Below are 25,978 nucleotides of genomic sequence, written 5' to 3' on the forward strand. Positions count from 1 at the left end.
AACTGGCACAGGGAAGCGAGCTTTAGCTTGTATGGAGTAGACATAACCACGATTGCGGAGACCAGCCTCTACAGGTCGTAGAGGTGCGTCAAGACAGTTTTTCCGTGACGGGCGCACTCTTTTGGGGCTTCAACGCACCTATTCAGAGCATTTCTGAATGGCGCTTTAACTTTCGTCAACATCGTCTTAACATCGGGTTGGCAACGTTTTTCGGAGCGCTCTTCGCCCGGCCGTTTGCCAGTGTGGCTGCGCAGTTTGATGCGTTCGCCAACGATGTCGCAGTCGATCCGCGCTCGCATCACTTCAGATGCCGACGCATTGCGCTGCTTTCCCCCGTTCGGACTTTCGGAGAGAAAGATGAGATTGAAGACCACCAAGTTGCGCGATGCCATCAGGGTGTCGCTCACGGTTGGCGCTGCTGCGCTGGCCTTGTCGGGAACCGTCATGGCACAGGAGCAGCCGTCGTTGGATGCCAAGAGCCTGGACACGGTCAATGTCACCGGCACGCGTATCAAGAGCCAGACAATGACCGCCTCCAGTCCGGTGGCAGAAATCAACAAGGAAGAATTCCAATACTCCGGCTCGACCAAGGTCGAAGATCTGATCAATCAATATCCGCAACTCGCTGCGACGTTCGATAACTTCGCCAACAATGGGTCGGACGGCTATGCAACGGTCGATCTGCGCGGCCTCGGCGCGCAGCGCACGTTGACCCTGGTCAATGGCCGGCGCATTCCCAAGGGCATCGGCGAAAGCCCGGATATCAGCATCATTCCCGCATCATTGGTGCGGCGTGTGGATATTCTGACCGGCGGCGCCTCTGCGGTGTACGGCTCGGATGCCGTCGCCGGTGTGGTCAACTTCGTGCTGGACGACGAGTTCGAAGGTGTCAGCGTCGACATGGGCTACAACGCTTACCAGCACGACAATGGCAACAAGCTGATGCGCGGCCTGATGGATGATGCGGGATACGATTATCCGACCGGCAATTCCGGCTTCGACGGTATCTCGCGCAATGTAGACCTTGCCATCGGCGGCAGCTTCGGCGAATCGGGTCACGCCACCGCATGGGCAACCTGGCGCGAAAACGATCCGTTGCTGCAGGGGCAGCGCGATTACTCTGCGTGCGCATTGAGCAATCGCGGCACTGCTTGCGGCGGCTCGGCTACTGCAGACCCGGCCAATTTCTATGTTGTCGCGCCGTCTGCGGGTGCGTTCTACGTGCAGCCTTCCGCAGGCGGCACCTGGTCGCAGGTCGCATCTCCGAATCTCTACAACTTTGCGCCGGTGAATTACTACCAGCGCCCGGATACGCGCTATACCGCCGGCAGCAGCTTCAAGTACGAAGTGAACGAGCACTTCAAGCCCTACCTCGAAACCTTGTTCGTCAACCGCAAGAGTTCAACGCAGATTGCGCCATCGGGTGCGTTCTTTACCGATCTCAATGTCAATTGCGGCACGTCGGTGCTTGGCAGCCTGTGTAACGATGTCGGCATCACCGATGACGAATTCACTGTGTATGTCGCCAAGCGCAATGTCGAAGGCGGCCCGCGTATCACCAATTCGGACAGCAACAGTTTCAGCATCACCAGCGGTGCGCAGGGCGATATCAACGACAACTGGTCCTACGACGCATCGTTCACCTACAACCGCAGCACCACCAAGTCCGAGAACATCAACGACTTCGTGACCACCCGCGTACGCGATGCACTGCTGGGCTGCCAGCCAGGCTCGTTCGACGGCTGCGTGCCGTACAGCGTGTGGAACGATAGCGTCACCGCAGCCGAGGCAGAAGCCCTGCAGGGCGTGGGTATCGTCAACTACGAAACCTCGATGCGCGTGTTCAACGCCTATGTGACCGGCAACTTTGGCTATAGCCTGCCGTGGGCCGGCGATAACCCGATCAGCGTCGTCGGTGGTGTGGAAACCCGCACCGAAACCTTCAAGCGGGTGGCCGACAGCAATATGCAGACCGGCAATTTCACCGGTCTGGGCGGTCCCACCTCCAACGTGTCCGGCGACATCAGCGTCAAGGAACTGTTTCTGGAAGGCGCGGTGCCGTTGTTGGCGAAGGCAGGCAGCCTGGACAACCTCGACATGCAGCTTGGCTATCGTTACTCGGACTACGACATCTCCGGGGGCGTCAGTACCTACAAGGTCGGTCTGGGTGCGACGTTTGTCGACGGTAAATACCATCTGCGTGCAGGCTGGAACCGTGCGATCCGCGCTCCGAACGTCACCGAGCTGTACAACGAAAATACAATCAATTTGTGGAGCGGGAGCGACCCCTGCGCTGGCGCCAATCCGACATTTACCCAGGCCCAATGCGCCAACACGGGCGTGACGGCGGCGCAGTACGGCCGCGTTGCAGCAAACCCGGCGGGGCAGTACAACGAAATCGGCGGCGGTAATGCTTCACTGCAGCCGGAAACGGCCAACACCTGGACGGTCGGCTTTGCTGCCAGCCCGATCAAGGGGCTCGATCTGAGCGTGGATTACTACGACATCAAGATCGACGATGCGATCCGTTCGATCGGTTCATCCAACATCCTGACCGCCTGCGGTGTGACCGGCAATGCGGATATCTGCAGCCGCGTCCGCCGCAATGCCACAACAGGCGATCTGTTCCGCGGCAGCGATGCGGACATCTCCGGTCTGATCTTCAATTCCCAGGACAATTTCGGCTCATTGCACTTCCAGGGTATCGATCTGACTGCGTCGTATGCATGGAGTGTCGGCCCGGGCCGCCTGACCGCCTCGATGATGGGCAGCTATGCCCTCAAGCAGGAATACGAGCCGGTTCCGGGTGTGCAGGAAGTGACCTACGACTGTGCTGGCGTGGTCAACGTGGCGTGCAACAGTGCCGAGTGGCGGCATGTGCTGAGTACGCGCTACAACTTCGACCGCTACACCGTCAGTCTGCGTTGGCGCTATATCGGTGAACTGGACTACCAGAACACAGATGGCACAGCAGGGACCACCGACGTGCGCCTGGTCAACCAGGACAACAAGGTCTCGGCTTATAACTACTTCGACCTTTCCGGTTCGATGCAGTTGGGCGATTACGTCACCTGGACGCTGGGCGTCAACAACATCGCCGACAAGGAACCGCCGCTGGTGGGTGGCAGCCTGACCTACAACGGCAACTCGCTCGGTGGTTACGACCAGGCCGGCCGCTACTTCTTCACCAGTGTGGGTCTGCGTTTCTAAGTCGCTTCGTGACTGTGTAAAAAAGAACGGCGAGCTTTAGCTCGCCGTTCTTTTTTGTTGCTTGCGACATGCGCCGCCGATGACGCGCTACTCCACGACCTCATGCCATGTGATCGCCGCTAACGGCTCGGCTGCGCGTTTGCTCAAAGTCGCAGCTGAAGTCAGCGTGTCACGCCACCGCTTCACGCAACAACGGCGACTCCCAACCTGGGCGCGGCGCAAAACGATCGCCGTAACGCGCATGCAGTGCCTGCAAACGTTCCAGTAGCGCGTCGGCGCCGACGCTGCGGATGTGCTGGATCGGGCCGCCACGGAACGGGGCAAAGCCGGTGCCGAAGATGACGCCCGCATCGAGCAGGTCCGCATCGGCCACCACGCCGTCGTGCAGGCAGGCGACCGCTTCGTTGAGCAGCGGCAGGATCAGGCGGTCCTCCAGATCCGCCGGCACCGTGTAGCCACTGGCGACCTCGGGTTTGACCGCGCGCCCGTTCTCCCACTTGTACAGACCCTGGCCGTCCTTCTTGCCACGCTTGCCTGGCTCCACGGTGGCCAGCGCCGCAGGAATCGGCAGGTGCAGAAAGGGCGCGAGTTCCGCACCCACGCCGGCGGCGACATCCAGCCCCACCGTATCGATCAGTTCGATCGGCCCCATCGGCATGCCGAACTTCACTGCGGTCTTGTCCAGCGCCGGGCCCGGCACGCCTTCGGCATACGCGGTGGCCGCCTCGAGCAGATACGGAAACAGCACGCGATTGACCAGGAAGCCCGGCGTGCCCGCCACCGGCACCGGGAACTTGTCCAGCGCCTTGCAGAACGCCGCCAGGCGCGCGACGTTGGCTGGATCCAGGCCGTCGTGCTGCACAATTTCCACCAGCGGCATCATCGACACCGGATTGAAGTAGTGCAGGCCGGCAAACTGCGTCGGGCGCTGGATGTGTCCACGCAACTCGGTCAACGGAATCGACGAGGTGTTGGTGGTCAGCAACGCGTCGGGCTTGAGTTGCGGCTCGATGGACTGATACAGATCGCGCTTGGCTTGCGGATGTTCGATGATCGCTTCGATCACCAGGTCCGCCTGCGCCACGCCCGCACCGGGCAGGTCGCCACGCAGGCGCGCCGCCACTGCCGGCCGCTTGGCCTCGTCTTTCACGCGCTTGTCGAACAACTCGCCGCCGCGCGTCAGCGCGGTATCGATGAAGCGCTGCTCGCGATCCTGCAGCGTGACCTCGAAGCCCTTGTAGGCGGCCCAGGCCGCGATATCGCCGCCCATCACGCCGGCACCGATCACATGCACATGGCGGATAGGGGCCAGCGCCGCAGCGCCAGCGTCCTTGCCGCCCAGCGCTTTCAAGCGCTCGGTGAGGAAGAAGATGCGGATCAGATTGCGCGCGGTCGGTGTGCTGGCGAGTTTCACCACCGCCTTGCGCTCGGCGGCCAGGCGCGCCTGGATGCCGCTGCCACCGGCGCGTTCCCACACGTTGATCAACGCATACGGCGCCGGGTAATGCTCCTTGCGCGCCTTGCGTGCGACCTGTTTGCGCATCTGTGGCGCCAGCAGCTTGCGCGCAATCAAGGTGTTGGTGGCCCACGCGGTGGCGCGTTGTTTGAACGGGCGTTTGCTGCCGGTGAGCGCCAGTGCGGCGGCGACATCCACCAGCACCGCAGGCGCGGCGACCTTGTCGACCAGGCCCATCGCGCGCGCGGCCTTGGCCGACACGGTGCGGCCGGTCAGCATCAGATCCATCGCCGCTGGCGCACCGATCAGACGCGGCAAGCGGGCGCTGCCGCCCCAGCCTGGAAAGATGCCGAGCTTGGTTTCCGGCAGGCCGATGCGCGTGCTGCCATCGTCGGAGGCCACCCGATAACGGCACGCCAGCGCGATCTCGGTACCGCCACCCATGCAGAAGCCGTGGATCGCCGCGACCGTGGGGCAGGGCAGTTCGGCCAGCTTCTGAAACACGCTCTGGCCGCGCTGGATCGCGTCGTTGACGGTGCCCTTGCGGTCGAATTCCTGAAATTCCTTCAGGTCGGCGCCGGCGATGAAGCCGTTGGCCTTGGCCGAGCGCAGCACCACGCCCTTGGGCGGCTCCAGTGCCAGTCGTTCGATCAGTGCGCCCAGTTCGAGCAGCACCTCCTGCGAAAACGCGTTGACCGGTGCACCTTGGCGATCAAGGCTGAGCACGACCACGCCGTCCTCGCGCAGGTCGGCCTGCCAATGGCTGAATCGGAGCCCGTCGAAACCTGGAAGCATGCGTCTGGCCGTCCGGAGATATAAGGAAAGATCGTTATCATCCAGAGGTTGTTTCCTTCACGTCAAATACCCATACCTGTCGACAAGGCGGCGTGCGCTTGGTGCGAAGCGTCGCCAGCGGCGCATCGGTGCCGCTACCCTGATGCGTGACGGTCGTACGGATCGGTATGAACTTTTCTTTTCAATGGCGGTCTCATTGCCCGACTTCGGTGGGCTGACAGGAGTGCGGCCCGACATGGCCGAAGTCGATACACCTCAGGAGCTGGACCTGGAACTGGTCCGGCGTGTGCAGCGCGGCGAGAGCGCAGCGTTCGATGTGCTGGTGCGCAAATACCAGCACCGCATCGTTGCGTTGATCGGGCGCTACATCGCCGATTGGAGCGAATGTCAGGACGTGGCCCAGGATACGTTTGTGCGCGCCTACCGCGCGATCAACAGTTTCCGCGGCGATTCGCAGTTCTATACATGGTTGCACCGCATTGCCGTGAATACTGCCAAGAACCATCTGGTTGCGCACAACCGCCGTCCGCCCACCGACGACATCGAGATCAGCGATGCCGAGCAGTTCGATGGGGCGACCCGCTTGCGCGACACCGATACCCCGGAGCGCGAATTGATGCGACAGGAGCTGGAACAAACGGTGATGCGTGCGGTCCAAGCCCTGCCGGAAGAACTCCGGTCGGCCATCACCCTGCGCGAGGTGGATGGGCTGAGCTACGACGAAATCGCGCGAAAAATGGATTGCCCGATCGGAACGGTGCGCTCGCGCATCTTCCGGGCGCGCGAGGCCATCGACATCGAGCTGCGGCCTCTGCTGGAGACCGAAAGCGCTACCCGTGAGCGACACCGCGTATGAGCCATACCCCTGTGATGTCCACCACCGACAAGTTCGAGCTTCACTATCGCCAGCAGCTGTCTGCGCTGGTGGATGGCGAATTGAACGCCGACGAGTCGCGCTTCTTGTTGCGCCGTCTGGCGCACGACGACGAGCTGGCCGGTTGCCACGAACGTTGGCAGCTGTGCGGCGACGTGCTGCGCGGCGCAGCCAGTGCGCCTGCACCGCTGGACTTCGCAGCGCGTGTGCGCACGGCTATTGCCGAGGAGCCCGCTCCACAGGCGCAACCCTCTACGCGCCCGGCGACGCGCTGGCGTTGGGGTGGTGGCGCGGCGATTGCGGCATCGGTCGCGGCGATCGCCTTGTTCATGGCGCGCGAGCGTTTGCCCGAGACGGCGCCGCCTGCCGCCCAGGTGCCGGTGTTCGCCTCGGCCGCGCAGATGCCCGCCGCAGTGCAGCCGCCGGCAGCGCCGAAAGCGCCGGCGACACCGGATCCGGCCACGCCCGACGAGGGTGTCGCGCTCGCTGCAGCGGTGCCTGCCGCTGCGCTGGCTTCCACCCGTCGCGGTGCGGCCACGCGCAATCAGCAGGCGGCCCGCAGTGTCGCTTCCCGCCAGCAGCAGGCGCCGACCCGCATGGTGGCCGCTGCCACGCCGGCACCGGTTGCCCCGGCAGTGCGTCCGGCCGCGCCGTCGAACCCGTTCACGCATTCCGAGATGACTTTGCAGGCGCGGCCCTGGCCGCGCGCGGCCTTGTCCGGTGCTGGTGAAAGTCCGCTCAATGCCAGCTTCAGTCAAAGCCGCCAGGGCCCGGCGTTCTATCCGTTCGAGCCTGCGCCGCAAGCGATTGCCAGCCCGGCAGCGAGCCGGCCGCTGCCGGTGCAGCCGCCGCAAGACTGATCCCGCCGCCGACCTTCATCGGTTCGGCGTCCTCCCTTCCGTTATCGTGCCGGACCCCTGCAAAGGCAGGGGCTTTGGCCCCTGTCGCCCTGCCATCGGAGGCAACTTGATGAACCATCGCATCCGCACCCAGATGTTCGGCCTGATCGCCATGACCCTGCCGTTGGCCGCCTGCGCGCAGCAGCCCGCGCCCGCCGCCAAGGACGCCGCACCGATTGCCGCCAACCGCAGCGCCACGCCGGCGCCGCAGCTGGTGGCGGGCCTGCCGGACTTCACCAATCTGGTCGAACAGGTCGGCCCGGGCGTGGTCAATATCGAAACCACCATCACCCGCAAGGACGCCATGGCGCGCCAGCGGCGCGGTGGGCCGGGCGGGCAGGACGGCGGCGCGATGCCGGGCGATGAGCAGATGCCGGAGTTCTTCCGCCGCTTCTTCGGGCCGGATTTCCAGATGCCGGGCGGGCCGCGCCAGGGGCCGGGTGGCCCAGGGCAGGGCGATGACGATGGCGGCATCGCCGGCAAGTCGATGGGCTCGGGCTTCATCATTTCGGCCGATGGCTATGTGCTGACCAATCATCACGTGGTCGATGGCGCCAGCGAAGTGACCGTCAAGCTGACCGACCGGCGCGAGTTCAAGGCCAAGGTGGTCGGCAGCGACGAGCAGTTCGATGTGGCGCTGCTCAAGATCGAGGCCAAGGGCCTGCCAACGGTGCGCCTGGGCGATTCCAATTCGCTCAAGCCGGGCCAGTGGGTGGTGGCGATCGGCTCGCCGTTCGGTCTGGATCACTCGGTCACCGCCGGTATCGTCAGTGCGACCGGTCGCAGCAATCCGTATGCGGATCAGCGCTACGTGCCCTTCATCCAGACCGACGTGGCGATCAATCAGGGCAACTCCGGTGGCCCGCTGCTCAACACGCGTGGCGAAGTGGTCGGCATCAACTCGCAGATCTTCTCCGCCTCGGGCGGCTACATGGGTATCAGTTTTGCGATCCCGATCGATCTGGCTTTCAGTGCCGCCGAACAGATCAAGGCCACCGGCCATGTGAGTCGCGGCATGCTGGGTGTGGCGGTCGGCCCGATCGATTCGCTCAAGGCACAGGGCCTTAGCCTGCCGGATACGCGCGGCGCGCTGGTCAACGACATTCCCGCCGGCAGCCCGGCCGCCAAGGCCGGGATCGAAGTGGGCGATGTGATCACCGCCGTCAACGGCAAGCCGATCGAGGCGGCCAGCGATCTGCCGCCGATGATCGGCCTGATGGCGCCGGGCACCAAGGTCACGCTGGATGTCTTGCGCGACGGCAAGCCGCGCAAGGTGACGGTCACCCTGGCGACGCTGGACAACCCGGCCGGCAACGCCGCACCGCGCACCGCTGCCGACGACAGCAAGCCCAGCGCACCGGCCAGTGTGGAACTGCTCGGGCTGCAGCTCGCCGATCTGACCGCCGCCGAGCGCAGTCGCCTGGGCCTAGAAGCGGGCGAGGGCGTGCGCATCGCTTCGGTCACCGGTGCGGCGGCACGCAGCACCCAGCCGCCGTTGTCGCCGGGCCTGATCATCGCGCGTGTCGGTCGCACCAAGGTCGGCAGCGTCGCCGACATCAACCGCGCGCTGGCCAGTGTCAAGAAGGGCGATGTGGTCATGCTGCTGGTCACCGACGGCAAGGCGACCAGCTATGTCGCTTTGAAGGCTGGCGGCTGAGGGAGGGAATGGAGAATCGGGAATCGGGATTGGCAAGAGCGGCTCCGCGAGGCGATAGCTCGCCTGGCTTTTCCGATTCCCCACTCCCGATTCCCGATTCTCGGCCCTGCGGGGCCGTAGCGTGCGATAATGCTGCGTTACCCTGACGACGGCTCCGCCGGCGCCCACCTCAATGTCCTCAGATTCAATGCGGAATATCCGCAACTTCTCCATCATTGCCCACGTTGACCACGGGAAATCCACCCTGGCCGACCGGATCATCCAGCTGTGCGGCGGCCTTCAGGCGCGCGAGATGGAAGCCCAGGTGCTCGACTCCAACCCGATCGAGCGCGAGCGTGGCATCACGATCAAGGCGCAGTCGGTGTCCTTGCCGTACACGGCCAAGGACGGGCAGGTCTACCAACTGAACTTCATCGACACCCCCGGGCATGTGGACTTCTCCTATGAAGTCAGCCGCTCGCTGGCCGCGTGCGAAGGCGCGTTGCTGGTGGTGGATGCGGCCCAGGGCGTGGAAGCGCAATCGGTCGCCAATTGCTACACCGCGGTGGAGCAGGGCCTGGAAGTGGTGCCGGTGCTCAACAAGATCGACCTGCCCACCGCCGATATCGAGCGCGCCAAGGCCGAGATCGAAGCGGTGATCGGCATCGATGCCGAAGACGCCGTGGCGGTCAGCGCCAAGACCGGCTTCAACGTCGATCTAGTGCTGGAAGCGATCGTGCAGCGCATTCCGCCGCCCAAACCGCGCGATACCGACAAGCTGCAGGCGCTGATCATCGATTCCTGGTTCGACAACTACCTGGGCGTGGTGTCGCTGGTACGCGTGATGCAGGGCGAGATCAAGCCGGGCAGCAAGATCCTGGTGATGTCCACCGGCCGCACCCATCTGGTCGACAAGGTCGGCGTGTTCACCCCCAAGCGTAAGGAATTGCCCGCGTTGGGCGCCGGCGAAGTGGGCTGGATCAACGCCTCGATCAAGGATGTGCACGGCGCGCCGGTCGGCGATACCTTGACCCTGGCGGCCGACCCGGCACCGCATGCGCTGCCCGGTTTCCAGGAAATGCAGCCGCGCGTGTTCGCCGGCTTGTTCCCGGTCGATGCCGAGGATTATCCGGACCTGCGCGAAGCGCTGGACAAGCTGCGTCTGAACGATGCGGCGCTGCGTTTCGAGCCGGAAAGTTCCGAGGCGATGGGCTTCGGCTTCCGCTGCGGCTTCCTGGGCATGCTGCACATGGAAATCGTGCAGGAGCGGCTGGAACGCGAGTACAACCTCAATCTGATTTCGACCGCGCCGACCGTGGTCTATGAAGTGCTCAAGACCGACGGCAGCGTGATCCCGATGGACAACCCGTCCAAGCTGCCGCCGTTGAACCATGTGGAGGAGATCCGCGAGCCGATCATTCGCGCCAATATCCTCACCCCGCCCGATTACGTCGGCAACATCATCACCTTGTGCGAAGAAAAGCGCGGTAGCCAGATCGGCATCAACTACCTGGGTAGCCAGGTGCAGATCAGCTACGAGTTGCCGATGGCCGAAGTGGTGCTGGATTTCTTCGACAAGCTCAAGTCGGTCTCGCGCGGTTATGCCTCGCTGGATTATCACTTCCTGCGTTTCGATGCCGGCCCGTTCGTACGTGTGGACACGCTGATCAACGGCGACAAGGTCGACGCGCTGAGCATCATCGTGCACCGCAGCTACGCCGATCGGCGCGGCCGCGAACTGTGCGAGAAGATGAAGGAATTGATCCCGCGGCAGATGTTCGACGTGGCAATTCAAGCCGCCGTCGGCGCGCAGATCATCTCGCGCTCCACGGTCAAGGCGATGCGCAAGAACGTGTTGGCCAAGTGCTATGGTGGCGACGTTTCGCGCAAGAAAAAGCTGCTGGAAAAGCAGAAAGAAGGCAAGAAGCGCATGAAGCAGGTCGGCCGCGTGGAGATTCCGCAGGAGGCCTTCCTGGCTGTCTTGCAGATGGATAAGTAGCAGGGATTTGGGATGCGTGATTCGGGATTGGCAACGACGCGCCAGCCCTGAGCTTTTGCGAATCCCCAATCTCCAATCCCGAATCCTGTTCCGAAGGAACCCAAATGAAATGGTTTGAAATCGCCCTGGTCGTGCTGACGCTGGGCACCGGCTTCATCTGGCTGCTGGACAAGTTGTTTCTGGCCAAGCGCCGCGCCGCACGTGCCGGGCTGCTGGACAGCGAGCCGGCGATCATCGATTACTCGCGCGCGTTCTTTCCGGTCCTGGCGGTGGTGCTGATCCTGCGCAGCTTCGTGGCCGAGCCGTACAAGATTCCGTCCAGTTCGATGATGCCCAATCTGCTGATCGGCGACTTCATCCTGGTCAACAAGTTCGCTTACGGCTTCCGTCTGCCGATCACCAATACCAAGTTCATCCCCACCGGCGAGCCCAAGCGTGGCGATGTGGTGGTATTCAAGCCGCCGCATGCGCCCGACCAGAACTGGATCAAGCGCGTCGTTGGTTTGCCCGGCGACAAGATCGGTTTCCACGGCGATACGCTGTACATCAACGACAAGCCGATGCGCTACACGGTCAAGGGCGAGTACATCGGCAAGGGCAAGGGCGCCGAGATGACCGGCACCACGCTGCTGGTCGAGGATTTGCCCGGCCGCACGCACACCGTGCTGGAATGGGTGGATCGCAACATGCCAGCCGGGCAGGGCGACTGGACCGTGCCGGCCGCCAGCTATTTCGTGATGGGGGATAATCGCGACAACAGCGAAGACAGCCGATTCTGGACCCAGACGCACTTTCTGCCGGAAGCCAATCTGCGCGGCAAGGCGTTCCTGATCTGGCTCAATTGCGAAGGGTGGTTCTGCAAGGGGAGTTTCGATCCGTCCCGGATCGGGACCGGAATCCAGTAAATGCACGCACGGCGTGCCAGGGGAAGCACAATGAAGCGCAAGCAGAGCGGTATGACGTTGACGTCGTTCGTGGTGGTGCTGGCGGTGGTGGGGTTTGGCCTGTACTTGGGAATGAAGCTGTTTCCGATGTATCAGGAGTACTACGCGGTACGTACGTCGATGAAGGGCTTGGCGAATGAAATCGGCAGTGCGGATATGGATCCGTCCAAGTTGCAAGAGATGTTCTTTAAGCGCCTCGATATCAATGCCTCTGAGAGCGTCAAACCTGCAAACGTCAAATTCGAGCGCATCGAAGGTGGGTGGCGCATGAAAGTCAATTACGAAGTGCGTCGCGAAATGATTGGCAATCTGGATGTGGTCGGTAAGTTCGATACTACGCAGGATCTGACGAGACGTGGTGGCGAATAGGACATTCCAGCGTGGCGATCCGATCGGGCACGCGTTTGCCGATCCGGGTCTGCTCGCCCAGGCGCTGCGGCATCGCAGCGCCGGGACCCCGCATAACGAGCGGCTGGAATTTCTCGGCGACGGCATCGTCAATCTGCTGATCGCCGAGGCGCTGTATCAGCGCTGGCCCAAGGCCGACGAAGGCGCATTGACCCGTGCGCGCGCCGAACTCGTACGCGAAGGCGCGCTGGCCGTCATCGGCCGCACGCTGAATCTGGGCGAGCGGCTGACGCTCGGTCCGGGTGAGCTGAAATCCGGTGGCCACCGGCGCGATTCGATCCTGGCCGATGCGGTCGAAGCGATCGTCGCGGCGATCTATCTGGACTGTGGCTTCGAGCGTTGCCGTGAGGTGGTGCTGCCCTGGTTCGAGCCTTCATTGGCTGCGCTGCCGGTGGGTAAGGCTGAAAAAGATCCCAAGACCCGGCTGCAGGAATGGTTGCAGGCGCGGCAACTCCCGCTGCCCAATTACGCGCTGATCAGTGAAAGCGGCGACGAACATGCCAAGCAGTTCCATGTCGCCTGCATTCTGGAACAGCCCGTCGCCCGCGCCGAAGGCCAGGGCACCTCGCGTCGCCTCGCCGAGCAACAGGCGGCCACCCTCGTCATCGCACAACTGGATTCAAACACGTGAGCGAAACCTCTTCCCCCCACCGTAGCGGCAGCGTCGCCGTGATCGGCCGTCCCAATGTCGGCAAGTCCACCCTGACCAATGCGCTGGTCGGCGCAAAGGTCAGCATCGTGTCCAACCGGCCGCAGACCACGCGGCATCGCTTGCTGGGCATCGCCACCTTCCCCGAGGGGCAGCTGGCATTGGTGGATACGCCCGGATTGCATCGCGAGCAGAAGCGCGCCATGAACCGGGTGATGAATCGCGCCGCGCGCGGCTCGCTGGAAGGCGTTGATGCCGCAGTGCTGGTGATCGAGGCCGGCCGGTGGGACGAAGAAGACACGCTGGCCTTCAAGGTACTGAGCGACTCCAAAGTGCCGGTGGTGCTGGTGGTCAACAAGGTCGACCGGCTCAAGGACAAGACGGCCCTATTCCCGTTCCTGGCGCAGGTCAGTGAAGGGCGCACATTCGCTGCAGTGCATCCGGTGTCTGCGCTCAAGCGCAAAGGCCTGGAAGCGCTGGTCGGCGATCTGCTCAAGCTGGTGCCCGAGGCCGAGGCGATGTTCGGCGAGGACGAGATCACCGATCGCAGCCAGCGCTTTCTGGCCGGCGAACTGGTGCGCGAGCAGTTGATGCGCCAGCTCGGCGAAGAACTGCCGTATGCCACCACCGTGGAGATCGAGCGCTTCGCCGAAGACGGCGCATTGCTGCGCATCGGCGCGGTGATCTGGGTCGAGCGCGAAGGCCAGAAGGCGATCGTGATCGGTAAGGGCGGCACCCGCCTGAAAGAAATCGGCGGCAAGGCGCGCCTGCAGATGGAGCGGCTGTTCGGCGCCAAGGTCTTCTTGGAAACCTGGGTGCGCGTGCGCGAGGGCTGGTCGGACGACGAAGCGGCATTGAAGGCGTTCGGGTACGAGTAAGACCGGGACCCGGTCCCGCCTGCCGCCATGCTGATCGACAACGAGCGCGGTTTCGTCCTGCATGTGCGCCCCTGGCGCGAGACCAGTCTGCTGGTGGAAGTGCTCACCGAGCAGCAGGGGCGGGTGGGATTGCTGGCGCGTGGTGTGCACGCGCCGCGCAAACAGGCCTTGCGCGCCGCATTGCAGCCCTTGCAACTGATCCAGTTCACGGCAATGCAGCGCGGCGAGCTTGCGCAACTGCGCCAGGCCGAGGCCTTGGACACTGCGCCGCGCCTGGCCGGCGAAACCATGTTGGCCGGTTTCTATATCAGCGAGTTGCTGCTGCGGCTGGCTCCACGCAACGACCCGGTGCCCGAGCTGTTCGATTGCTATGCGCGGGCGCGTGCGCATCTGGCCTCCAATCTGCCGTTGGCCTGGGGGCTGCGCCAATTCGAGCGCGATGTGCTCGATGGGCTCGGGTTTGCCTTCGATCTGCAACACGACAACGATGGCCAACCGATCGACCCGGCGGCACGTTACCGCCTCGATCCGCAGGAAGGCGCATTGCGCGTGTTGAGCGAGCGGCTGGCGCAGGACCGGCGCGAGACCGTGACCGGTGCGGCGCTATTGGCGCTGGGCGAAGACGTCATGCCGGCGGCCGACGACATGCCGGGATTGCGTCGCAGCATGCGTGGCGTGCTGCTGCATCACCTGGGCGGACGCGGTCTGAAATCTTGGGAAATGCTTGAGGATCTGGCGCGTCGTCGCTGAGCGGCAAGGCGGGCGCGTGCTACGCAGCCGGACACGTCATGCAATCGAGCTGTGTACGCACTCTCTCAATGCCGAGTCCTAGCCTGAGCGCAACGCCGCGAAGTGACCGGCGCTCAGCTCAGTGCAACAACGCCGCCACCGCCGCATGAAACTGCGTCTGCGCCGTGCTCGATTGCGGGTCGCCGCGCAGTAAACGGACCGCGCCGGCAAGTCGCGCTGCGCCGACAAAGCCGCAACTGGCCTGCAGCCGGTGCAGATGGTTGCGCAGTGCCGGCTCGTCGCTGATTTGCAGGGCCGAAGCCACCGCGTCGCGCGTGCCCGGCAACTCGGCCAGGAACAATTCGCGCAGCGCATTCAGATGGTGCTGCTGGCCGTTGAGCGCGCTGAGTGCGGCCGCTTCGTCCCAATCGCTGGCGGCGATGTCGACCACGCCGACCGGCGCCACGCTGTAACGGCCGCGCGCCAGGCCGCGACGCACCGCCTGCAGCAGACGTTCGGAGCTCAGCGGCTTGACCAGCATTTCCAGAAACCCATCGGACTGCAGGCTGCGTTGCATGGTCATGGTGCCGTCGGCGGTGTGGGCAAGTGCGGGGACGTCGGGATGCAACAGGCGCAGTGCGCGCAGTAGCTCGCTGCCGGTGCCATCGGGAAGATTGACGTCGATCAGCCAAAGGTCGTGACGATGTTCGCGGGCGCGGTCGAGCGCCGAAGACAGCGAATCGGCGCAATCCACCCGGGCGGGCAGGTCTTCCAGGACAGCCTGAAGAAACCCGCGGCTGATCGGGTCGTCTTCCACCAGCAAGAGTCGTGGGTGGGGTTCCTGACGTGTCGCCATATTCATGCTGCCTCCTTGTCAGCGATGCCGCGTCGTGACCGCCGCGCGCAGCCGGAGTTTGCCTGTGTTTGCGGCGCGCGACAATTGTCCCATCGCGTCAAGCGGCCTCCATCGATCGCATCTGCGACAATACGCACCCTTTTTGCCCGCAGCTCGTCGCCACGTGGCCAGAACCAGAAACCGTTTCGACCGTACCCCGTTCCAGACCGCCATCATCGACCTCAGTCACGACGGCCGCGGTGTTGCGCGCCGGGAGGGCGAGGGCGGCAAGGTCACCTTCATCAGCGGCGCCCTGCCCGGTGAGGTGGTGCGTGCCGAACCCACGGCGCGCAGCCGGCATTTCGATGAGGCCAAGACGGTGGAGGTGCTGGAGGCATCGCCGCAACGGGTGACCCCGCGCTGCCCGCATTTCGGCGTCTGTGCCGGCTGCGTGCTGCAGCATCTGGACGAGTCGCAGCAGATCGTGGCCAAACAGCGCGTGCTGATGGATAACCTGGAGCGCATCGGCCACGTCACCCCGCAGGCGATCCTGCCGGCGTTGGTGGGCGACAACTGGGGCTACCGCCGCAAGGGTCGCTTCTCGGTGCGGCGGGTGGAGAAGAAGGACAAGACGCTGGTCGGTTTCCGCGAGCTCGATCCGCGCTTCGTGGCCGATCTGTCGGTCTGTTACACGGTGATCCCGCAGATCGGCGAGAAGATTCCGTTGCTGGCCGCGCTGGTCGAAGGTCTGGACGGCAAGCGCGACATCCCGCAGATCGAATTCATTGCCGGCGACGACGCGGTGGTGCTGACCATCCGCCATATGCAGCCGCTCAGCGAGCGCGATCTACAGGTGCTGACGGAATTTGCGCAGGCGCACGCGTTTGCGATCTTCCTGCAGCCGGGCGGCGTGGAGAGCGTGCATCCGCTGTGGCCGCAACAGGTGCCGCTGTCGTTCCGGCTGCCGCAGTGGGACGTGGAGCTGGCGTTCCGGCCGCTGGATTTCATCCAGGTCAACGCCTCGCTCAACCAGAAAATGATTGCGCATGCACTGGCATTGCTCGATGCCAGGCCCGACGACCGCGTGCTGGATCTGTTCTGTGGTCTGGGCAATTTCACCCTGCCGCTGGCACGCGGCGTGCGCGAAGTGGTCGGCGTGGAGGGCGATGCCGGGCTGGTGGCGCGTGCGCGCGAGAATGCCCAGCGCAATGGTCTGGACAACGCGCAATTTTATGCGGCCGACCTGACCCAGGATCAGCGCCATACCGCGTGGATGCGGCAGGGCTTCGACAAGCTGCTGCTGGACCCGCCACGGTCGGGCGCGTTGGAAGTGTTGCAGCAGCTGCCGTTGAAAAAGTTCGAGCGCATCGTCTACGTGAGCTGCCATCCAGGCTCGCTGGCGCGCGACGCCGGCTATCTGGTCAACGAGCAGGGCTTTACGCTCAAGGCCGCCGGTGCGATGGACATGTTTCCGCATACGGCGCACGTGGAAAGCATCGCGGTGTTCGAGCGGCGCTAGGCCTTGATGTTCCGGGCGTCGGTTACCCGTCGCCCGCCTCGCGGCTGCGCAGTAGTTTGTCAGCTGCTCTTAGTCTTTCTTGTCGACGGCGTTCTGCCACTGCCCGTCGACCAGCGCGAAGGTCATCGGCCGCGTGCCGCGTTTGCCCTCGGCTTCAACGATGACGTCGCACTCGACCACTGGCGCCTCACTGCCGAGTTTGCAGCGCTCGACACCGGAGACTTGCGCGGTACGCGCGGCGTCTTGAATGCGCGTGCGCATCGCCGCGTCGTTCTCCTGCGCAAGCATCTGGCTGATGGCCTCGCGCAGGAGCACCTGCACGCGATCCTGCGGCGGTACCGGCGCGGCGACTTCCATTTCGTTCTTGCTGTGCTGCAAAACCCACGCGTTATCGTTCGGGACAAACCGCAGCGTCATGTGTCTTTCGCTGGGCCCGGCCTGGCCGGTGACGATGCAATCGAGCGTCTCCGGTTTGGCGTCGACAGCCGGCAGGCAGCCGGTCAACGCGGTCAAGCGCGGACGGAACATGGCGGACATGAGCGCGTCGCCCTGCTCCTGCGGGTTGGCTGCCATGTCATCGGCGATGGCCGCATCCAGTGCCTGTTGCGCCTGGGCCAGCGAGACCGTGGCTGCAGCAGCGCCAGCTGTGGCAGTTGCGCACACCAATGCGGCAGTGAGCGCCGCAATGTGCATGGTGGAGTATCGGCTGACTGTCATGGCGTTCTGTCCTTGAATGAGAGGGGGGCGGAGTGTAGAGGTCGCGAGGCTGCGTCGGCCAGGCATTTTTGTGCAGGTCCCGCCATACTTGTGGACATGGGCATTGAAATCGAACGCAAGTTTCTCGTGACCGGCGACGGTTGGCGTAGCGCCGCGCATGCGGTGATCCCGATGGCGCAGGGCTATATCAACGACCAGGCAGCGATGCGCAGTGGCGCGCAGAACGCGTCGGTGCGTGTGCGCATCCAGGGCGAGAGCGCATTTCTCAATTTGAAATCGCGTGAGGTGGGGCATACGCGGCAGGAGTTCGACTACCCGATTCCGGTGGTCGATGCGCGTGCGCTGCTGGCGCTGTGTGTCGGCGGTCTGATCGACAAGCGCCGGCATCTGGTCGAGTGCCAGGGTCATGTGTGGGAGGTGGATGAATTTCTCGGCGATAACGCCGGGCTGGTGGTGGCCGAGATCGAACTCGGGAGTGCCGATGAGGCGTTCGCCAAGCCCGCGTGGATCGGTGCGGAAGTCACCGACGATGTGCGCTATTACAACCTGGCGCTGGCCTCGCATCCGTTCTCGCAGTGGGTGGAGAGCCGGGATTCGGGATTGGGCAGTCGGGATTCGTAAAAGCTGAGGTGATGCGTCGGACTTGGGCTGATGCGTTGCGAATTCCTAATCACGACTCCCCAATCCCTGCCTTGGAATTGGGCTTATGCTCTGCCAATCCCCAATGACGAATCTCCAATCCCCACCCATGCGCATCGATATCTGGTCTGACGTTGTCTGTCCCTGGTGCTGGATCGGCAAGCGCCGTTTCGAGCAGGCGGTGGCCTCGCTTGGTGCGCAGGCACCTGCGCTGGACATCCATTACCACGCGTTTCAGCTGGACCCCGACGCCGGACTGGAACCGACACCGTTGCGTGATGCGCTGGCGCAAAAGTTCGGCGGTGCTGCGCGCGTTGATCAGATGCTGGCGCAGACGCAGGCCACTGCGCGTGCCGAAGGTTTGCCGTTCGATTTCGGGCGTGGGCAGGTGCAGGTCAGTACATTGCGCGCGCATCGGCTGATCTGGCTGGCGAGCCATGAGGGCGATGTCGAGGCCGTGATCGAAGCGCTGTTTCATGCGCATTTTGCCGAAGGCCACAACCTGGGCGCGACCGAAACGCTGGTGCATGCCGGCGCCGCTGGTGGTTTGGATGAGGCGCGCGTGCGCGCACTGTTGGACTCCGACGAAGGCATCGTTGCGGTGGAGGCGCAATTGGCGCAAGCCACCGCACTGGGAATCCGTGCGGTGCCCAGTTTCGTGATTGATGGACGCAGCCTGATCCAGGGCGCGCAGCCGCCGGAGAGTTTTGCGCAAGCACTGTTGCAGCTGGCGGCCGAATCGGCGCCGATCGGTGGTCCCGATGCCTGCGGGCCGGACGGCTGTGCGGTGTGAACTGCCGGCGGCATCTTGCAACTTCCAACAGCTGACGAGATGACACAGCCCGCCCGCCCGAAGACGGTTGCGGTGATCGGCGCCGGATTGGCTGGGCCTGCCTGTGCGCAACGGCTGCAGGCGGCGGGATGGACGGTAACGCTGTTCGAGCAGGGCGATGTGCCCGGCGGGCGCATGCGCAGTTGCGCAGGCGATGGCTGGCAGTGCGACCACGGCGCGCAGTATTTCACCGCACGCGATCGGGCGTTTGCAGCCGTGGTGGACGAGTGGATTGCGGCCGGCGTCGCGGCGGCCTGGCCTGCGCGCGTGGCGAGCTGGGATGGCATCGAATTTCGTCCCTCGCAGAGCGTTGTGGCGCGCTTTGTCGGTGTGCCGGACATGGCCGCACCGGCGCGTGCGCTTGCGGCAGACCTGGATGTTCGATCAGGCACCGCTGTGCGATCTCTGCAGCGCGACGGCGACACATGGTGTCTGGCTGTGTCGGGAGACGATACGAAACACGCCTTCGACATGGTGTTGCTGGCGGTGCCGGCGCCGGTAGCAGCTGCATTACTGGAGCACATCGCGCCCACGCTCGCGACCATTGCCGCTGGCGCAAACATGCAGCCGGCCTGGGCAGTAGTGTTGCACTTCGACACGCCGGTCGACCCTGGTTACGACGCCTTGTTCGTCAACGCCGGCCCCCTGCGCTGGGTGGCGCGCAACTCCGGCAAGCCTGGACGTAATGGCGCTGAAACCTGGCTGCTGCATGCCACTGCCGACTGGAGCCAAGCGCATCTTGATGCAACACCTGAAGAAGTGATCGCCACGGTGATGCCAACGTTGGCTGCGCTCGGTTTGCCATTACCGCAGTCCTGCGATGCCTATCGCTGGACTGCGGCCAGCACCGATCCGCCCTTGCAGATCGGCTGTGCCTGGGACGCGCAATTGCGTATCGGTCTGTGTGGCGACTGGTTGGCCGGCGGCAAGGTGGAAGGCGCCTGGCAAAGCGGCGTGGCGCTGGCGGAGCGTGTGCGCGCCAGCGATGCCGTACGCAGCGATCGCGATTAATGCCGTGGCACACGTAGCCGACCTCAACCCACAGGCATCCGCACACACGCTGCGCCTGATTCTGGGCGATCAGCTCAATCCGCAACACAGCTGGTTCGATGCGACCGATGCGGGCGTGGTCTACGTGCTGATGGAAGTGCGCGAAGAAACCGACTACGTGCTGCATCACGCGCAGAAGATTCTGGCGATCTTCACGGCGATGCGCGCGTTCGCTGCGCGCTTGCGGCAGGCCGGTCATCGTGTGCGTTACGTGGCCATCGACAACCCCAGCAATCGGCAGTCGATTCCCGCCAATCTGGGCGCGTTGATGGCGCATTACCACGCTACCCATCTGGACTATCAGGCGCCGGACGAATGGCGGCTGGATGAAGCGTTGCGAGACTGGTGCGCGCGCCAGCCATTCGCCACACGCATGGTCGACAGCGAGCATTTTCTGACCGAACGCGATGAGGTGGCCGCGTGTTTCCGCCCCGGCAGCCAATGGCGCATGGAAGTGTTCTATCGAAAGATGCGCCGTCGCCATCGGGTCCTGCTCGATGCATCCGGCGAGCCGGAAGGTGGGCGCTGGAATTTCGATCACGACAACCGCGCGCCGTGGCCGGGCGACCCGCCGGCACCGCAGGAGTGGCGCACAGCGCACGATCACCGCGCGCTGTGGAGCTGCATCGAAGCGGCCGGCGTGCGCAGCTTCGGTGCGCCGAATGCCGACGCGCTGCCATGGCCGCTGGACCGCGACGAAGCGCTGCAACATCTGGATGCGTTCATAACGCACGCGCTGCCGCACTTCGGTCGCTATGAAGATGCAATGAGCACGCGCAGCCCGCGGCTGTTTCATTCGCTGTTGTCGTTCGCGCTCAACGTCAAGCTGCTGCATCCACGCGAGGTGATCGCGCGCGCGGAGGCGGCCTTGCATGACGGACATGCGCCGCTGGCATCGGTGGAAGGTTTCATCCGGCAGATTCTGGGCTGGCGCGAATACGTGCGCGGGGTGTATTGGTCACAGATGCCGGGCTATGCGCAGTCCAATCAGCTGGCACAGCATGCGCCGCTACCGCACTGGTTCTGGGACGGGCAGATCGGCATGCGTTGCCTGGCCGATGCCATCGGCAATTCGCTGGCCAACGCGCATGCGCACCATATCCAGCGGCTGATGGTGATCGGCAATTTCGCGCTGCTGGCGGGGCTGGATCCGCAGGCACTGCATCGCTGGTACCTGGGCGTCTACATCGACGCCTTCGAGTGGGTGGAGTTGCCCAATACGATCGGCATGAGCCAGTTCGCCGACGGCGGCCTGCTCGGCAGCAAGCCGTATATCAGTGGCGCGGCCTATATCGATCGCATGAGCGATTACTGCGGCGGCTGCAAGTACCAGCGCAAGGCGCGGGTGGGCGCGCAGGCCTGCCCGTACAACGCGCTGTACTGGGATTTCCTGGCGCGGCAGCGCACGCTGCTGCACGCCAACGAGCGGCTGGCGATGCCGTACCGGCAGCTCGACGACATGGCGCCGGAGATACTGGCCCAGGTGCAGGCGCAGGCAGCGCATTGGCGGGCGAATCTTGAGGTGCTCTGACGTGCGCTGGATCAGGGCGGCTCTAATGACGTCCCGAGCGGCCTGGACACGGCTCAGTCCGCAGGGGCAGGGCGGCTGCGGGCCTTGGGCGAAACCAGCCAGCCGACGTTGGTGAGTGCAGAACATCGCCCGGGTAATCAGGCGCGTAGACGTACAGGTCCGGCCCCTGCCTGAATGCGCGATCTGACGCTGCAACGCGCATCTGCGACAATGCCGCGCTGCGCCAACGTGGCGCCTGGCCCGGGAGTCCCCCAACATGCTTCTGATCGGCGTTGCCGGTACCGAACTCAGTGCACAGGAGCGCGACTGGCTGCAGCACGACGCGGTCGCCGGCGTGGTGCTGTTCAAACGCAACTTCGCCTCGCGCACGCAAGTGGCCGAGCTGTCCGCGTCCATCCGCGCCGCGGCACCGCGCCCGGTGTTGATCTGCGTGGACCAGGAAGGTGGGCGCGTGCAGCGGTTTCGCGACGGTTACAGCGCCCTGGCGCCCCTGCAGAGCTTCGGCGCGCAGTATGCGCAGGACCCCGAGGCCGCCCTTGCTGCGGCTCGCGCGCATGCGCAGCTGATGGCCAGCGAAGTACGTGCCAGCGGCGTGGATCTGAGCTTTGCGCCGGTGGTGGATCTGGGCCGCGGCAACCGCGCCATCGGCGATCGCGCCTTCAGCGACGACCCGCAGATCGTGGCCAGCTTCACCCGCGCCTACGTGCAGGCGCTGCACGGCGCCGGCATGGCCGCCACGCTCAAGCATTTCCCCGGCCATGGCACCGTGCTGGAAGACACCCATGTCGATCACGCCAGCGACCCACGGCCGTTCGAGGTGCTGCTGGCCGAGGACCTGGTGCCATTCGTGGCCGGCATCGAGGCCGGCGCCGATGCGGTGATGATGGCGCACGTGGTCTACCCGCAGGTTGCGCCGGAACCGGCCGGTTATTCGCAGCGCTGGATCGAGCAGATCCTGCGCGGGCAACTGGGCTTCCGCGGTGTGGTGTTCTCCGACGACATCGGTATGGCGGCCTCGTTCAGTGCCGGCGGCGTGGCGGGCCGGGTGCATGCGCACCTGGATGCCGGCTGCGACGTGGTGCTGGTCTGCCACCCGGAACTGGTCGACGAATCGCTGCACGCCGTGCAAGGCCGCAGCCTCAATACCGCAGCATTGATCGGCCTGATCGGCCGCGGCGCGCTGGGCTGGGATGGCCTGCTCGCCGGCACCGACGCCTCGTTCACCACTTCCCCTTCCGCCCCTTTCGGAACAACTGCCTGATGTCCACGCTCACCATTTCCCAGGCCCTGGCCCAAGCCGATCTGCTGGTCGACCGCCCCGCCATCGACGCGGCCGTCGGCACCATTGCCGATGCGATCGCGCGCGACTATGCCGGCGAAGTGCCGGTGTATCTCACCATCATGCATGGCGCGCTGCCGTTCTCCGGCCAGCTCGCGCTGGAGCTGGGCGCACGCGGCCAGGACCTGCAGTTCGATTATCTGCATGCCACCCGTTATCGCGGCGAAACCACCGGCGGCGAGCTGGTGTGGAAGCACCGCCCGGCCACCGCGTTGTTCGGCCGCCGGGTGATTCTGGTCGACGACATTCTCGATGAGGGTTACACGCTGCAGGGCGTGCGCCAGTGGTGCCTGGAGCAGGGCGCTACCGACGTGCGTGTGGCGGTGTTGACCGTCAAGCGTCACGACCGCTGCGTGCCCGGCGTGGCTGCCGATTATGTGGGCGTGGAAGTGGCCGACCGCTACGTGTTCGGCTTCGGCATGGACGTCAACGAGCAGCTGCGCGGCATTCCCGCCATCTATGCGATGAAGCAGTAAGTCCCGCAGTGTGCCCGCATCGCTGCGGGCAGCCAGGCGCGCACGCATGCGCGCGCCGTCATGTCTTTTTGTAGCAGAGGTCGGTTGTGTCCCCAAATTCCATCGCATTGGCCGTTATCGGCGGCACTGGTGTCTACAAGCTCGCGCAGCTGGACGAGGTGCAGACGCACCAGATCGAAACACCGTACGGCGCGCCCTCCGGGCCGATTCGCGTCGGCATGTTGCTGGGTCACCGCGTGGCGTTTCTGGCGCGTCATGGTGAAGGCCATTCGCTGCCGCCGCACAAGGTGAATTACCGCGCAAACATCGCTGCGCTGCAGCAAATCGGCGCTTCGCGCGTACTGGCACTCAACACCGTGGGCGGCATCACCGAGCGCTTCGGCCCGCGCGTATTGGCGTGCCCGGATCAGTTGATCGATTACACCTGGGGCCGCGTGTCCACCTTCTGCGAAGAGCCGGGAAGCGAGGTGCAGCACGTGGATTTCGGTCATCCGTATTCGCCGATGTTTCGCAGCAAGGTCATTGCCGCAGCCAAGGTGACGGGTGTCACGCTGGTTGCCGACGGATGTTACGGAACTACGCAAGGACCACGACTGGAAACGATTGCAGAGATCGCCCGCATGCGTCGCGACGGCTGCGATCTGGTCGGCATGACCGGCATGCCCGAAGCGGGGCTTGCACGCGAAAAAGGCCTGGAATATGCCTGTTTGGCGATCGTTGCGAACTGGGCGGCCGGCTGCGGCGACGCGCAGGAAATCACCATGGCCGAGGTGCTGAGTAACGTCGATGCGGCCTCGTCCGGATTGCCGGAGCTGATTGGCGAACTTGCACGCGGGTGATTGTCATTGGGGCATAAGCTTTGCATACTCGGCGCGTACGCATCGCCGTACACCACCCATTAATTATTGCAAAGGTCTCGCATCACCATGCCGAACGGTACCGTCAAGTGGTTCAACGACGCCAAGGGATTTGGCTTCATCTCACCGGAGGACGGCAGCGCCGATGTCTTCGCGCACTTCTCCGCGATCAACTCCAAGGGCTTTCGCAGCCTGCAGGAAGGCCAGCGCGTCAGTTATGACGTGACCCAGGGCCCCAAGGGTGCCCAGGCTTCGAACATCACGCCGGTCGAGTGATGTGACTCGATTGTGCGGTTGAAGAACCCCGCCACGGCGGGGTTTTTTTTGCACCGGTCCATGCGGGATCGGTGTTAGCGAAACAGAGCAGGGACGATGCAACGAGCATTACGGATTGCGGTAGTGGGCTATGGCACGGCGGGGCAGGCACTGGCCGTGCTGCTGGGCGCCGATGGGCATCGACTGGACGTGTTCGAGCGCGCCGCCGCGCCCGGGCCGGTGGGCGCAGGATTTCTGCTGCAGCCCAGCGGCCTGCAGGTGTTGTGGAAGATGGGATTGCTGCCGCAGGCGCTTGCGCATGGCGCGCCGGTGCGGCGGCTGTATGGCGAGACGCCGTGCGGGCGCGCGGTGATGGATATGCAGTATCGCGATCTGGATACGGGGTTGATGGGCTTGGGCATGCAGCGCGGCGCCTTGTTCGCGCTGTTGCGCGATGCATGGCCGGAGCAGGCGCAGCTGCATGTGGATACGCAGATCACCGCGATCGATCACGACGGCGTGCGTGTGCAGGACCAGCGCGGGCACTGGCATGGTCCGTACGATCTGATCATCGCCGCCGATGGCTCGGCCTCCACGCTACGCGCGCAGGCGCAGGGCACGCAGCTGGATCGGGTCTATCCGTGGGGCGCGCTGTGGTGCCTGTTGCCACGCGAGGATTGGCCGTTCGTCGATGAGCTGCGGCAGCGGTATATCGGTGCGCGCAAGATGATCGGCCTGCTGCCGGTGGGCACGCGGCCCGGCGACGACACGCCGCGGCTGAGTTTTTTCTGGAGCCTGCCGTGCAGCGATTTTGCCGCGTGGGAACAGCGCGGCATCACGGCATGGCGCGATGAAGTGGCGCAGATGTGGCCGGATGCACACGCCCGCCTGGAAACCGTGCAAGTGCATGGCGCACTGGCGCGTGCCAGTTACCGCGACGCGGTGGTGACGCGCTGGCATCGCGGCCGTTTTGTGCTGGCCGGCGATGCCGCGCATGCGATGAGTCCGCAGCTGGGGCAGGGCGTCAATATGGCATTGCTGGACGCGTTGGCGATGCGCGATGCGTTGCGGGTTGGCACCGATCTGGATGCCGCCTTGCAGCACTATCAGCGCGAACGCCAGGCGCATGTGGCGATCTACCACCGCTGGAGCCGTTGGTTGACGCCGCTGTTCCAGTCCGAGCGCGACCTATGGGCGCACGGACGCGACTTGCTGATGCGCCCGATGGGACGCGTGCCTGGCGGGCGCGGACATATGCTGCGCGTGCTCAGTGGCACCCAGCAGGGTTGGTTCGGCAAGCTGGCGTTGGCGCCGGAGTTTGTGGAGGCGTTGTCGCAACCAGTGCCGCAACCGCAGCTGTCGCCGCAGCTGCAAACACCTGCTGAGGACGATGGCGTTAGAGCCGTGATGTAGCGCGTGTGGGTTGTTGTCGGCCACACGCGTGATCTATC

General features: G+C 64.4%; 24 protein-coding genes. 20 read left to right on the top strand and 4 right to left on the bottom strand.

Features of this window, described 5'->3' with window-relative positions:
- Window positions 1-68: 68 nt before the first annotated feature.
- Entirely contained in the window at window positions 69-407 is a 339-nt protein-coding gene (locus ABS769_RS02460; protein ID WP_317060163.1) for a hypothetical protein, read from the bottom strand.
- Between ABS769_RS02460 and ABS769_RS02465 the strand changes: the two genes are divergently transcribed.
- Window positions 358-3,210 carry a TonB-dependent receptor gene (locus tag ABS769_RS02465; protein WP_317060162.1) on the top strand — a complete coding sequence of 951 codons (2,853 nt, stop codon included), beginning with the start codon at window positions 358-360 and terminating at the stop codon, window positions 3,208-3,210. The two genes, ABS769_RS02460 and ABS769_RS02465, sit on opposite strands and share 50 nt — an antisense overlap.
- 169 nt (window positions 3,211-3,379) lie before the next feature.
- Here the strand turns inward: ABS769_RS02465 and ABS769_RS02470 are convergent, their stop codons facing one another.
- Window positions 3,380-5,461, bottom strand: a complete 2,082-nt coding sequence (locus ABS769_RS02470; RefSeq protein ID WP_317060161.1) for a 3-hydroxyacyl-CoA dehydrogenase NAD-binding domain-containing protein — start codon at window positions 5,459-5,461, stop codon at window positions 3,380-3,382.
- 235 nt (window positions 5,462-5,696) lie between these two features.
- Between ABS769_RS02470 and rpoE the strand changes: the two genes are divergently transcribed.
- The 9 genes from rpoE (at window position 5,697) to recO (ending at window position 14,498) form a co-directional block, all read left to right on the top strand.
- Entirely contained in the window at window positions 5,697-6,317 is a 621-nt protein-coding gene (rpoE, locus tag ABS769_RS02475; RefSeq protein WP_043908138.1) for an RNA polymerase sigma factor RpoE, read from the top strand.
- Window positions 6,314-7,195 carry a sigma-E factor negative regulatory protein gene (locus tag ABS769_RS02480; protein WP_317060160.1) on the top strand — a complete coding sequence of 294 codons (882 nt, stop codon included), beginning with the start codon at window positions 6,314-6,316 and terminating at the stop codon, window positions 7,193-7,195. Before rpoE ends, ABS769_RS02480 begins: the two co-directional genes overlap by 4 nt.
- A gap of 109 nt (window positions 7,196-7,304) precedes the next feature.
- Window positions 7,305-8,891, top strand: coding sequence for a DegQ family serine endoprotease (locus ABS769_RS02485; RefSeq protein ID WP_317060159.1), 1,587 nt, complete (start codon window positions 7,305-7,307; stop codon window positions 8,889-8,891).
- A gap of 187 nt (window positions 8,892-9,078) precedes the next feature.
- Window positions 9,079-10,869, top strand: a complete 1,791-nt coding sequence (gene lepA, locus ABS769_RS02490) for a translation elongation factor 4 (protein WP_006449892.1) — start codon at window positions 9,079-9,081, stop codon at window positions 10,867-10,869.
- Between the two features lie 104 nt (window positions 10,870-10,973).
- Complete coding sequence (gene lepB, locus ABS769_RS02495; RefSeq protein WP_016903795.1) at window positions 10,974-11,774, top strand: signal peptidase I; 801 nt, start codon at window positions 10,974-10,976, stop codon at window positions 11,772-11,774.
- Window positions 11,775-12,182 (top strand): DUF4845 domain-containing protein, encoded by a 408-nt coding sequence (locus ABS769_RS02500; protein ID WP_317060158.1) that lies wholly within the window; start codon window positions 11,775-11,777, stop codon window positions 12,180-12,182.
- Entirely contained in the window at window positions 12,172-12,852 is a 681-nt protein-coding gene (gene rnc / locus ABS769_RS02505; RefSeq protein WP_317060156.1) for a ribonuclease III, read from the top strand. The genes ABS769_RS02500 and rnc overlap by 11 nt, the downstream gene beginning before the upstream one ends.
- A complete protein-coding gene (gene era / locus ABS769_RS02510; protein WP_023903250.1) occupies window positions 12,849-13,748 on the top strand; it encodes a GTPase Era in 900 nt (299 codons plus the stop codon). Before rnc ends, era begins: the two co-directional genes overlap by 4 nt.
- Window positions 13,749-13,775: 27 nt before the next feature.
- On the top strand, window positions 13,776-14,498 hold the full coding sequence (recO, locus tag ABS769_RS02515) for a DNA repair protein RecO (RefSeq protein ID WP_006449887.1): 723 nt from the start codon (window positions 13,776-13,778) through the stop codon (window positions 14,496-14,498).
- Window positions 14,499-14,616: 118 nt separating this feature from the next.
- On the opposite strand, the gene ABS769_RS02520 is transcribed toward recO, so the two are convergent.
- Window positions 14,617-15,339 carry a response regulator gene (locus ABS769_RS02520; RefSeq protein WP_317060154.1) on the bottom strand — a complete coding sequence of 241 codons (723 nt, stop codon included), beginning with the start codon at window positions 15,337-15,339 and terminating at the stop codon, window positions 14,617-14,619.
- A 157-nt stretch (window positions 15,340-15,496) separates the two neighbouring features.
- Between ABS769_RS02520 and rlmD the strand changes: the two genes are divergently transcribed.
- Window positions 15,497-16,831 carry a 23S rRNA (uracil(1939)-C(5))-methyltransferase RlmD gene (rlmD, locus tag ABS769_RS02525; RefSeq protein ID WP_317060153.1) on the top strand — a complete coding sequence of 445 codons (1,335 nt, stop codon included), beginning with the start codon at window positions 15,497-15,499 and terminating at the stop codon, window positions 16,829-16,831.
- Between the two features lie 69 nt (window positions 16,832-16,900).
- Here the strand turns inward: rlmD and ABS769_RS02530 are convergent, their stop codons facing one another.
- Entirely contained in the window at window positions 16,901-17,707 is an 807-nt protein-coding gene (locus ABS769_RS02530) for a hypothetical protein (RefSeq protein ID WP_317060152.1), read from the bottom strand.
- Here ABS769_RS02530 and ABS769_RS02535 point away from each other — a divergent pair.
- The 9 genes from ABS769_RS02535 (at window position 17,645) to ABS769_RS02575 (ending at window position 25,940) form a co-directional block, all read left to right on the top strand.
- Complete coding sequence (locus ABS769_RS02535) at window positions 17,645-18,169, top strand: CYTH domain-containing protein (protein ID WP_317060151.1); 525 nt, start codon at window positions 17,645-17,647, stop codon at window positions 18,167-18,169. The genes ABS769_RS02530 and ABS769_RS02535 overlap by 63 nt on opposite strands.
- Before the next feature lie 127 nt (window positions 18,170-18,296).
- Complete coding sequence (locus tag ABS769_RS02540) at window positions 18,297-18,980, top strand: DsbA family oxidoreductase (protein WP_176340637.1); 684 nt, start codon at window positions 18,297-18,299, stop codon at window positions 18,978-18,980.
- Window positions 18,981-19,019: 39 nt separating this feature from the next.
- Window positions 19,020-20,030 (top strand): NAD(P)/FAD-dependent oxidoreductase, encoded by a 1,011-nt coding sequence (locus ABS769_RS02545; RefSeq protein WP_317060150.1) that lies wholly within the window; start codon window positions 19,020-19,022, stop codon window positions 20,028-20,030.
- Window positions 20,005-21,600, top strand: a complete 1,596-nt coding sequence (locus ABS769_RS02550) for a cryptochrome/photolyase family protein (RefSeq protein WP_317060149.1) — start codon at window positions 20,005-20,007, stop codon at window positions 21,598-21,600. Before ABS769_RS02545 ends, ABS769_RS02550 begins: the two co-directional genes overlap by 26 nt.
- Before the next feature lie 256 nt (window positions 21,601-21,856).
- Window positions 21,857-22,861, top strand: coding sequence for a beta-N-acetylhexosaminidase (gene nagZ, locus ABS769_RS02555; RefSeq protein WP_317060148.1), 1,005 nt, complete (start codon window positions 21,857-21,859; stop codon window positions 22,859-22,861).
- The gene (locus ABS769_RS02560) at window positions 22,861-23,415 is read left to right on the top strand and encodes a hypoxanthine-guanine phosphoribosyltransferase (RefSeq protein ID WP_006449878.1); all 555 of its coding nucleotides are present in this window, start codon (window positions 22,861-22,863) and stop codon (window positions 23,413-23,415) included. Before nagZ ends, ABS769_RS02560 begins: the two co-directional genes overlap by 1 nt.
- An 86-nt stretch (window positions 23,416-23,501) precedes the next feature.
- Window positions 23,502-24,254 (top strand): S-methyl-5'-thioinosine phosphorylase, encoded by a 753-nt coding sequence (locus tag ABS769_RS02565; protein ID WP_055820018.1) that lies wholly within the window; start codon window positions 23,502-23,504, stop codon window positions 24,252-24,254.
- Between the two features lie 87 nt (window positions 24,255-24,341).
- A complete protein-coding gene (gene cspE, locus ABS769_RS02570) occupies window positions 24,342-24,548 on the top strand; it encodes a transcription antiterminator/RNA stability regulator CspE (protein WP_003488188.1) in 207 nt (68 codons plus the stop codon).
- Between the two features lie 96 nt (window positions 24,549-24,644).
- Window positions 24,645-25,940 carry an FAD-dependent oxidoreductase gene (locus ABS769_RS02575; RefSeq protein WP_350498059.1) on the top strand — a complete coding sequence of 432 codons (1,296 nt, stop codon included), beginning with the start codon at window positions 24,645-24,647 and terminating at the stop codon, window positions 25,938-25,940.
- Window positions 25,941-25,978: the final 38 nt, after the last annotated feature.

It is taken from the genome of Xanthomonas hortorum (assembly GCF_040279205.1).
Classification (GTDB): Bacteria; Pseudomonadota; Gammaproteobacteria; order Xanthomonadales; family Xanthomonadaceae; genus Xanthomonas; species Xanthomonas hortorum_F.

Excerpts from the sequence above, each read along its gene's own strand:
- ABS769_RS02540 (WP_176340637.1), top strand. The coding sequence starts at position 18,297 with ATGCGCATCGATATCTGGTCTGACGTTGTCTGTCCCTGGTGCTGGATC.
- ABS769_RS02470 (WP_317060161.1), bottom strand. The coding sequence starts at position 5,461 with ATGCTTCCAGGTTTCGACGGGCTCCGATTCAGCCATTGGCAGGCCGAC.
- ABS769_RS02575 (WP_350498059.1), top strand. The coding sequence starts at position 24,645 with ATGCAACGAGCATTACGGATTGCGGTAGTGGGCTATGGCACGGCGGGG.
- ABS769_RS02480 (WP_317060160.1), top strand. The coding sequence starts at position 6,314 with ATGAGCCATACCCCTGTGATGTCCACCACCGACAAGTTCGAGCTTCAC.
- rpoE (WP_043908138.1), top strand. The coding sequence starts at position 5,697 with ATGGCCGAAGTCGATACACCTCAGGAGCTGGACCTGGAACTGGTCCGG.
- ABS769_RS02545 (WP_317060150.1), top strand. The coding sequence starts at position 19,020 with ATGACACAGCCCGCCCGCCCGAAGACGGTTGCGGTGATCGGCGCCGGA.
- ABS769_RS02560 (WP_006449878.1), top strand. The coding sequence starts at position 22,861 with ATGTCCACGCTCACCATTTCCCAGGCCCTGGCCCAAGCCGATCTGCTG.
- recO (WP_006449887.1), top strand. The coding sequence starts at position 13,776 with ATGCTGATCGACAACGAGCGCGGTTTCGTCCTGCATGTGCGCCCCTGG.
- ABS769_RS02550 (WP_317060149.1), top strand. The coding sequence starts at position 20,005 with ATGCCGTACGCAGCGATCGCGATTAATGCCGTGGCACACGTAGCCGAC.
- ABS769_RS02465 (WP_317060162.1), top strand. The coding sequence starts at position 358 with ATGAGATTGAAGACCACCAAGTTGCGCGATGCCATCAGGGTGTCGCTC.
- ABS769_RS02500 (WP_317060158.1), top strand. The coding sequence starts at position 11,775 with ATGCACGCACGGCGTGCCAGGGGAAGCACAATGAAGCGCAAGCAGAGC.
- ABS769_RS02520 (WP_317060154.1), bottom strand. The coding sequence starts at position 15,339 with ATGAATATGGCGACACGTCAGGAACCCCACCCACGACTCTTGCTGGTG.
- ABS769_RS02485 (WP_317060159.1), top strand. The coding sequence starts at position 7,305 with ATGAACCATCGCATCCGCACCCAGATGTTCGGCCTGATCGCCATGACC.
- lepA (WP_006449892.1), top strand. The coding sequence starts at position 9,079 with ATGCGGAATATCCGCAACTTCTCCATCATTGCCCACGTTGACCACGGG.
- ABS769_RS02530 (WP_317060152.1), bottom strand. The coding sequence starts at position 17,707 with ATGCGCGGCGCTACGCCAACCGTCGCCGGTCACGAGAAACTTGCGTTC.
- ABS769_RS02535 (WP_317060151.1), top strand. The coding sequence starts at position 17,645 with ATGGGCATTGAAATCGAACGCAAGTTTCTCGTGACCGGCGACGGTTGG.
- nagZ (WP_317060148.1), top strand. The coding sequence starts at position 21,857 with ATGCTTCTGATCGGCGTTGCCGGTACCGAACTCAGTGCACAGGAGCGC.
- lepB (WP_016903795.1), top strand. The coding sequence starts at position 10,974 with ATGAAATGGTTTGAAATCGCCCTGGTCGTGCTGACGCTGGGCACCGGC.
- cspE (WP_003488188.1), top strand. The coding sequence starts at position 24,342 with ATGCCGAACGGTACCGTCAAGTGGTTCAACGACGCCAAGGGATTTGGC.